The following is a 7,733-nucleotide window of genomic DNA, read 5'->3' as shown; positions in this document are numbered from 1 at the left end:
GGCCGGCCGGTCGCGTGTCCGTGACGGCGCAGCGGCGAGTGCGGGCGCGTCGTGGCTTTCGCGGCGCGCTCACCGTCGTGCTGCGATCGTCGAGCCCGTCGTCACGGAACGGAGGACGGGCGTGGTTGCCGAATCCGCATTGCGCGAACACGAAGACGAACTGGCCGCCCGCCTGCCGCTGCCGGGGCACGGCGCGGCGCTGCTGCCGCAGGTCGTCGTCGAGGGCTACAACACGGAGTTGCGGCGTCAGGGGCGCTATGTCGGCGACGAGGCCGCCAAGCGCGTGTTCTTCGACCGCATCGAGACATGGCGCACGACACTGCGCAAGACCGGCGAGGACCCGTTCGGCGACACGCCGAGCGAAGAACTGACGAAGAAAATGCTCGACAGGACGCTGAAGCAGGGCAGTTCGGCCGCGGCCGGCGTGATCCAGTCGGCGATCGAGGATTTCGCGCGCGCGCTGTTCGACGTGATCCGCGTGTTCCATGCGCGCGCCTGGAACGCCGTGTCGCACATCGCCGTCGGCGGCGGCTTCCGCGCATCGCGTGTCGGCGAACTCGCGATCGGCCGCGCGCAGCTGCTGCTGCAGGACTACGGCATCGACGTCGTGCTGCATCCGATCCGGCACGACCCGGACGAGGCCGGCCTGATCGGGTCGGCCTACCTGATGCCGTCGTGGGTGCTCGCCGGATTCGACGCGATGCTCGCGATCGACATCGGCGGCACGAACGTGCGTGCGGGCCTGCTGCGTCTGCCGCGGCGCGAGGGCGAGCCGCGCGTCGCGAAGATGCTGCTCTGGCGCCACGGCGACGAGACGCCGACGCGCGAGAGCGTCGTCGAGGAATTGATCGCGATGCTGAGAAAGCTCGTCGCGTATGCGGCGCGTCAGAAGCTGCGCGTCGCGCCGTTCATCGGCGTCGGATGTCCCGGCCGCGTGCGCCTCGACGGTCGCATCGAGCAGGGCACCGGCAATCTGCCCGGCAACTGGCAGGCGCGACGCTTCCACCTGCCGACGCTGCTCGTACAGGGACTGCCGCGCGTCGGCGACCACGCGACCTGCGTGATGCTGCACAACGACGCCGTCGTGCAGGGCCTGAGCGCACTGCCTGACATGGCCGACGCGACGCGCTGGGCCGTGCTGACGATAGGCACGGGGCTCGGCAACGCGCAGTTTCTGAATCGCACCGACGAATGAGGCCGGCGCGTCGTTTCGATCAATGCAGGTCGACCTGCCCCACCTTGTCCTGGTACGACTTCTTCGGATCGATGCCGAGCAGCAGTTTGACGCCGGCGACGATGCTGGAGCCGTTGAGCCAGATTTCCGCGTGTTCGGCGTCCAGGCGCAGCAGGGTCAGTTTCGGATCGTCCTTGCCGCCTTCGTACCACGCGGCGATGAAGGCGTTCCACAGGCGATCGATGACGTCGCGATCCTTGTCGACGCGCAGGTTGCCCTGCACGCTTGCGAACAGGTCGTGCCCTTTCGCGCTGAATGCGAACGTCGCGCGTTCGCTCGTGCCGGCGCCGGCGAGCTGCTGCACGAGCTTGTTGTCGGTCGAGGTAAAGAACCAGATAGGACCGCGCTCTTCTTCGAACTGTGCGGTCATCGGCCGGGTGTGGCCGTCTTCGGCGCCGTCGAGGCCGAGCATCACGGTCATGTCGGACTTCAGCGATTTCCAGAACTTCTGTTCGAGGTCATGCGGATTGCTCACGGCGCGCTCCTTGGCATGGACGGGGCATCCACCGTAGGCGAGGCCGCGTGGCATGCGCGTGAAGCGCGCACGGCCGCGCCCGCTTTGCGATTTGTATGGTTGTGGAAAAGCGTCAGTCCGCCGCCGGCGTCATCAGGCCGGTGATGACGGGCCAGACCTCGCCGCTGACGAACACGCGGCCGCCGTCGATGCGCAGGCCGAGTTCGCTCGGCCGGCCGGCGAAGCGGCCCTGGTGCAGCACGAACGGAATGCCGCTCTGTACGCGGCCGTGATGGTGCAGATAGGCGGCGGTCGGACCGGCGGCGCTGCCGGTGGCGACGTCTTCGACGTCGCCGAGATTGTCCCAGGTGCGGCCTTCGGGTTCGGCCGGGTCGAGCACGTAGACGAAGCGTGCGCCGACTGCCGCGAGCTGCGTTTCGAAATCGCGCGTGCGGATCGCGGCGCGCCGGAGCACGGTGCCGCGGACCGGCACGATCAGGTAGGGCAGGCCGGTCGAGACGACCTGCAGCGGCAGGTCGTCGACGAGGTCGCCGGGGCGCAGGCCCAGCGCATCGAGCAGCGCACCGGCCTCCGCGGTCGCGATCGGCGGCGAGATCGTCGCGATTCCCTGATCCATCTCGGCCAGCAGTGCGTCGTTGCGGCGCTGCGTGGTGACCTCGACCTCGCGCGCCGGCAGGCGCAGGCGCCAGCGCGCGGCCTCGGCCGCCGGCACGAGGGCGAGATGCAGCACTGCTGCGGCGCCGAGGACCGGGTGTCCGGCGAACGGCAGTTCCTCCTGCATCGTGAAGATGCGTGCAGCGGCCCCGAGGTCGTCGATCTCGTCGAGAAAGATCGACTCGAACTGGCGCATCTCGCGCGTGAGCTCGTGCATGTAGTCGTCGCTCCAGCCGTCGGTGCCGAGGAACACGGCGAGGCCGTTGCCCGCGAGCCGGCGGCTCGCGAACACGTCGACATGGAAATAGCGTACCGGTTGCCGGCGCATGAGTGCTCCGAGGCGAAGCGACAGCGTAGCGGACGCAGGCGTCCCGCGCACCCGCCGCAGTGCTGCGGGTTGCTCAGCCCTCGGCGAGTTTCTTCAGGAGCCGCGCGTGATCGCGCCGGTAGCTCCGCGCGAGGCCGATCTTGCGCGCATCGGGAATGATCTTTCCGGATACCTGGAAGAATTTCTTCTCTTCTTCGCGCAGGTGGTGATGCACTTTCTCCGAAAGCTTCTTCGCGGTCGCCATCCAGGCCGCGCCGGACTTGTCGACGACCTGCAGCGCCTCGACGAGTTCGTCGAGCTCGTGATGCTCGTGCAGCGCATGGCGCGAGGCGTCGAGGCCCATGTCGTCCATGAGCATCGGTACGTACAGATAGCGTTCCTCGGCCGCTTCGTGCGCGGCGAGTTCGACGCGCAATTGCTTGAACAGATCCGCGCGCGCCGCCGTGCCGGCTTGCGAGCGCAGCAGCCTGCGGCACAGCGACCGCTGGATCTCGTGGCTTTCGCGCAGCGCGTCGTAAATGGTCTCGGTCATGTTTTTTTTCCTTTTTGTATCCGATGAGCCGCGGAGTCGCGGATGTGCGTGTTCCGCTTTGACGATTCCCGATTCCCGGTCAAACCCGACCGAACCCGAACAGCGCCTTCAGCGGATGCGTGCGGCGCTCGATCAGCGCGCGCAGCAGGCCGGCGCCGAGCGTCGAATACGTGATGCCGTTGCCGCCGTAGGCCATCGCGAACAGCACGCGCGGTCCGTATTGCGGGTGCGCGCCGAACCACGGCAGGCCGTCGCGCGTTTCGGCGAACGTGCCGGCCCAGGAAAACGTCGGCTGCAGCGGCAGCGTCGGAAACTGTTCGCGGACGCGCTCGAGCAGCCGGCACGCTTTCTTCGCGACACGCCGGTCGCGCCGTGCGGGAACATCGATCGCGTCGTCCTCGCCGCCGACGATGAGGCGATGGTCCGCGGTCGCGCGCAGATAGCGGTAGGGACGTGCGGACTCCCAGAGGACCGTGTCGGCGAGCGGGCCGAGCAATGCCGGATCGATCGGATCGGTGACGAACGCATAGCTGCTGCGGTTGTACGCAACGCGCTGCGTCAGCCAGCGCTGCGTCGCGTAGCCCGCGGCGACGACGACGTGCGCCGCGCGGATCTCGAGCCCTTCGCGCGTCGTCAGCAGCACGTCGCGGCTGCGCGCGCGGATCGCGTCGACGCGCGTGCGGTCGACGACGCGTGCGCCGTCGCGCTGCAGGCGCTGCAGCAGCCGGCAGGTCAGCCGGTACGGGTCGAAGCCCGCGGCCGGCCGGTTGAGGATGGCCGCCGGTGCGGCGAAGCCGTAGCGCTCGCGCAGACGTGCCGCATCGAGCCACTCCACGTCGAAGCCGTGCGCGCGGCGCAGCGCGAATTCTTCGGCGAGCGGCTTCGCGTCCCGCGCGCGGCTCGCGTAGTACAGCGAATCGGCGTCGCGCCAGCCCGCATCCCGCCAGTGTTTCGCGATCGCGCGCAGCATGCCGACCGCCTCGACGCAGGCGCGATACGCGAGCAGCGCCGAGGCGAGTCCATGGCACCGCGCAAGATCGCTCAGGTGCGTGTCGATCTCATACTGGATCAGCGCGGTGCTCGCCGCCGTGCTGCCCCAAGCCACGTCGCGTTCGTCGAGCACGAGTACGTCGTGGCCGTGCCGGGCGAGTTCGTGCGCGATCAGCGCGCCGCTGATGCCCGCGCCGATCACGGCGACGTCGCAGCGCGCGTCGCGGTCCAGCGGCGGAAAGGTCGCGAGCAGGCCGTTCTTCACTGCCCAGAACGGATAGCCGCTCTTGAGATCCATGGTCGGCGTGCTCATGTCGCGGCCGCGCCGGTCGGCCGCACGCGATCGCGCTTCCGCCGCAAGGACGAGAGGCGCATCCGTCGCGCCGTTGGCGAAATCGGCGCTGGCTGCCGCCGCGCCGCCATGAAAAGGTCTTTCTCTCCCGACGTGAGGTATCGCTCCGTATGACGCTGTCCATTGCGCAACTCGTAAAGACGACGGTCCGCCGCAACCTGACCGTGCTCGACACGCTGCTCGACAAGGCCGCCGCGTTTGCGGCGGGCAGGAATTTCGACGCGGGCGTGCTGCTCGGCTCGCGCCTCGCGCCCGACATGTTCCCGCTGACGCGCCAGGTGCAGATCGCCTGCGACATGGGCAAGTTCATGGCCGCGCGCCTGGCAGGTCAGAAAGCGCCGGTGTTCGAGGATGTCGAGACGACGCTGCCCGAACTCAAGGAACGCATCGCGAAGACCCTGGCCTACGTCGATTCGGTCGACGACGCCGCGTTCGACGGCGCCGAGCAGCGGGAAGTCCGCGTTCCGACGCGTGCCGAGGAACTCGTGTTCCAGGGCCGCGACTATCTCGTGGGCTTTGCGGTGCCGAATTTTTATTTCCATGTGACCGCGGTTTACTTGATCCTGCGTCACAACGGCGTAGAGCTCGGCAAGCGCGATTTCATCGGCGGGCGCTGAGCCCGGCCGCGGCGCGATGGCGGCCTCGGCTTTTTCTTCAGCGCGCTGAAAACCGCCGTTCCGGCGTTTTTGCCGTCGCCGATCCTGTCGAATGTACCGGAATCGTTTTGTCACGATTGATCGCCATCGTGACACTCGTGTCCGCTGGCGGGCGGCTGCGCGACAGGAGTAACCTGCTCGCGCAGATCGCCGCCGTACGCGGAATCGACTGTAGGCCGACGCGGCAGTCTGCAGCGGTCGGCGAGCGCCTGGCGGCGTCCGCCGCCCATCCGCGCCGGCAGGATGCCGGCGTCCGCTCGCACGACTCGGCCGCGCGCCTCGGAATGCGCCCCGGCTGCGGAGGTCAGGGCCATGTCCGAACCCCGGTTGCAACGCTACCTGCATGAGCAGGGCATCGGTTTCGAAACGATCCACCACGCCCGCGCGCAGACCGCACACGACACGGCGATGAGCGCGCAGCTCGACGAACACGATTTCGCGAAGACCGTCATGGTGAAGCTCGACGGCCGCATGGCCATGGCCGTGCTCGGCGCGGACCGCCGCCTCGATCTCGCCGCGCTCGGACTCGCGACCGGCTGCGAAGCGGTCGAGCTCGCGAACGAAAGCGAATTCGCCGCGCTGTTTCCCGATTGCGAAGCCGGCGCGATGCCGCCGTTCGGCAATCTCTACGGGCTCGACGTCTACGTCGACGACGCGCTGTCCGAAGACGAGGAAATCGCCTTCAATGCCGGCACGCACACCGAGCTGATTCGGATTCCGTTCGCGCTCTTCGAACAGCTCGTGCATCCAAGACGGTTGCGGCGCATTGCGCGGATAACGCACTGAGAGAGAAGAAACGGAGAGGAGTTTTTGGTGACTGGAGCGCAAGGGCTTCCCGGTCCGGCCTGCTGCGCCTTCGTCGGGAACACACGTGCGGCCGGAAACCGGCGGAATCGCTCGCCAGTTTCCAACCACCCTCTATTTGTTAAAAACTCCACGTTGCCGCTACTTCCGCGCGGCTGTCGCCGCCGCCCGGAAACAGCCGTTCGGCCGCGCTGCTGGTCCAGTGTGCCGACGCGCGCAGATCGACCGCGCCGACGCGGCAGATCGCCGAGAACTGCGCGCGCGTATAGCTGTCCTCGTAGGCGTCGTCGAGGTCGTAGTAGGCCGCGATCGTTTCGAGGCGCCAGCGCTCGTCGAGCGGAAACTTCGCGCCGAGTTCGGAGTAGACGCCGCGGCGGCCGCTCGCGAACACATCCTCGGACCACGCGACGAGGCCCCACCAGCGCTGGTCGAGCGTCAGCGTCGCGATGACTTCGTTGTAGTCGAGATTCGCGTCGCCGCGCGTGCCGGTGTAGAGATAGCGCGTCAGATTCAGGTCGAGGTTCCAGCGCTCGCCGAGGTTGCGGTTGAAGCCGAGACTCGCGTCGATCTCGGCGTCGGTGCCGAGCGCCGGACCGAAATCGACCTGCGAACCCCAGAGCGCCGCATAGAATCCCGACTCGAATGCGAGCCGCGCGCCGAGCTGAGCGGCCGGGTCGCCCTGCGTCTGCGAGACGCCGCGGAGCACGTAGTCGCTGGTTGCCGTCAGCGTGCCGCTGAAATCCGCGGCGGTCGCGGCGCCGGCGGCGAGTGCGCACAGGGAGGATGCGAGCGGCGCGAGGAATCGGAGCGCGTCGGATCGGGTAGGGCGGCGAATCATGCGAGGTCCTTTCACGCGGGGGCGTGGCGGCGAAGGTAGCAAAGCGCGGCGGTGCCGACAGGGCGAACGACGCGGCGCGCGCGAGCCGAACGCGCGGCCATGACCTCGGAGGTCAAATCCGCATGACCTGGTGCGTCATTGCGGCCATGCCCTGCGACTGGCGAAGCTACGCGCCGACGCCGCAGCCGCGGCGATCTCCTCCCCCGCCATCGAGACCGCCATGACCACGCAACACGACCACGCAAAGACCTTCCGCTCGCTGCATGTCGCCGGCCGCCCGCTGGTGCTCTTCAACGTCTGGGACGCCGGCAGCGCGAAAGCCGTGGCCGACGCCGGCGCCCCGGCGCTGGCGACCGGAAGCTGGTCGGTCGCCGCCGCACACGGCTATCCCGACGGCGAGCAGATTCCGCTGGACACGGCGCTCGCGAATCTGCGCCGCATCGTCGCGACGGCCAAGCTGCCGGTGACCTTCGATGTCGAAAGCGGCTACGGCGAGACGCCGGCCGAGGTCGGCCGCACCATCGCCGCGGCGATCGGGGCCGGTGCGATCGGCTGCAATCTCGAGGACAGCTTTCCCGCCGACGGCAGCCTGCGTCCCGTCGACGCGGCGGCCGCGCGCATCGCGCAGGCGCGCGCCGCGGCGGATCGCAGCGATGTCGCGTTTTTCATCAATGCTCGCTGCGACGTGTTCTTCCAGAAACCGGCCGACGCGCACGACGCGGCCATGGTCGAGGCCGCGCTCGAACGCGCCGACGCCTATGCGAAGGCCGGCGCCGACGGGGTGTTCGTGCCGGGTCTCGTCGACGCCGGCCTGATCGCCAAGATCGCCGCGGCGTCGCCGCTGCCGGTCAACGTGATGATCGGCGGCAG

Annotated in this window: 10 protein-coding genes; 4 read left to right on the top strand and 6 right to left on the bottom strand. The window is 68.6% G+C overall.

Annotated features, from left to right (window positions below; translation table 11 throughout):
- Positions 1-121: 121 nt before the first annotated feature.
- Positions 122-1,195 carry an ROK family protein gene (locus VLF18_RS20240; RefSeq protein ID WP_325281441.1) on the top strand — a complete coding sequence of 358 codons (1,074 nt, stop codon included), beginning with the start codon at positions 122-124 and terminating at the stop codon, positions 1,193-1,195.
- A gap of 19 nt (positions 1,196-1,214) precedes the next feature.
- On the opposite strand, the gene VLF18_RS20235 is transcribed toward VLF18_RS20240, so the two are convergent.
- The 4 genes from VLF18_RS20235 to VLF18_RS20220 form a co-directional block, all read right to left on the bottom strand.
- The gene (locus VLF18_RS20235) at positions 1,215-1,709 is read right to left on the bottom strand and encodes a pyridoxamine 5'-phosphate oxidase family protein (protein ID WP_414717251.1); all 495 of its coding nucleotides are present in this window, start codon (positions 1,707-1,709) and stop codon (positions 1,215-1,217) included.
- A 112-nt stretch (positions 1,710-1,821) separates the two neighbouring features.
- Positions 1,822-2,691, bottom strand: a complete 870-nt coding sequence (locus VLF18_RS20230) for a PhzF family phenazine biosynthesis protein (RefSeq protein WP_325281439.1) — start codon at positions 2,689-2,691, stop codon at positions 1,822-1,824.
- A gap of 73 nt (positions 2,692-2,764) precedes the next feature.
- Positions 2,765-3,223: a hemerythrin domain-containing protein gene (locus tag VLF18_RS20225; protein ID WP_325281438.1), complete on the bottom strand. Its 459-nt coding sequence runs from the start codon at positions 3,221-3,223 to the stop codon at positions 2,765-2,767.
- A gap of 79 nt (positions 3,224-3,302) precedes the next feature.
- Complete coding sequence (locus VLF18_RS20220) at positions 3,303-4,511, bottom strand: FAD-dependent oxidoreductase (protein ID WP_325281442.1); 1,209 nt, start codon at positions 4,509-4,511, stop codon at positions 3,303-3,305.
- A gap of 164 nt (positions 4,512-4,675) precedes the next feature.
- On the opposite strand from VLF18_RS20220, the gene VLF18_RS20215 reads away from it, so the two are divergent.
- Positions 4,676-5,182 carry a DUF1993 domain-containing protein gene (locus VLF18_RS20215; protein WP_325281437.1) on the top strand — a complete coding sequence of 169 codons (507 nt, stop codon included), beginning with the start codon at positions 4,676-4,678 and terminating at the stop codon, positions 5,180-5,182.
- A gap of 110 nt (positions 5,183-5,292) precedes the next feature.
- Here VLF18_RS20215 and VLF18_RS20210 read toward each other — a convergent pair whose 3' ends face one another.
- On the bottom strand, positions 5,293-5,535 hold the full coding sequence (locus VLF18_RS20210; protein WP_325281436.1) for a hypothetical protein: 243 nt from the start codon (positions 5,533-5,535) through the stop codon (positions 5,293-5,295).
- Between VLF18_RS20210 and VLF18_RS20205 the strand changes: the two genes are divergently transcribed.
- Entirely contained in the window at positions 5,534-6,007 is a 474-nt protein-coding gene (locus VLF18_RS20205) for a YbaK/EbsC family protein (RefSeq protein WP_325281435.1), read from the top strand. The genes VLF18_RS20210 and VLF18_RS20205 overlap by 2 nt on opposite strands.
- Positions 6,008-6,146: 139 nt before the next feature.
- Here the strand turns inward: VLF18_RS20205 and VLF18_RS20200 are convergent, their stop codons facing one another.
- Positions 6,147-6,863: a TorF family putative porin gene (locus VLF18_RS20200; RefSeq protein ID WP_325281434.1), complete on the bottom strand. Its 717-nt coding sequence runs from the start codon at positions 6,861-6,863 to the stop codon at positions 6,147-6,149.
- A 220-nt stretch (positions 6,864-7,083) separates the two neighbouring features.
- On the opposite strand from VLF18_RS20200, the gene VLF18_RS20195 reads away from it, so the two are divergent.
- The coding region (locus VLF18_RS20195) for an isocitrate lyase/phosphoenolpyruvate mutase family protein (RefSeq protein ID WP_325281433.1) at positions 7,084-7,733 on the top strand (650 nt) is incomplete at its 3' end.

It is taken from the genome of Tahibacter sp. (genome assembly GCF_035481375.1).
Lineage (GTDB): Bacteria > Pseudomonadota > Gammaproteobacteria > Xanthomonadales > Rhodanobacteraceae > Tahibacter.
Note: the sequence above shows the minus strand (reverse complement) of the source record. Positions and strands in the feature narration are given on the sequence as shown.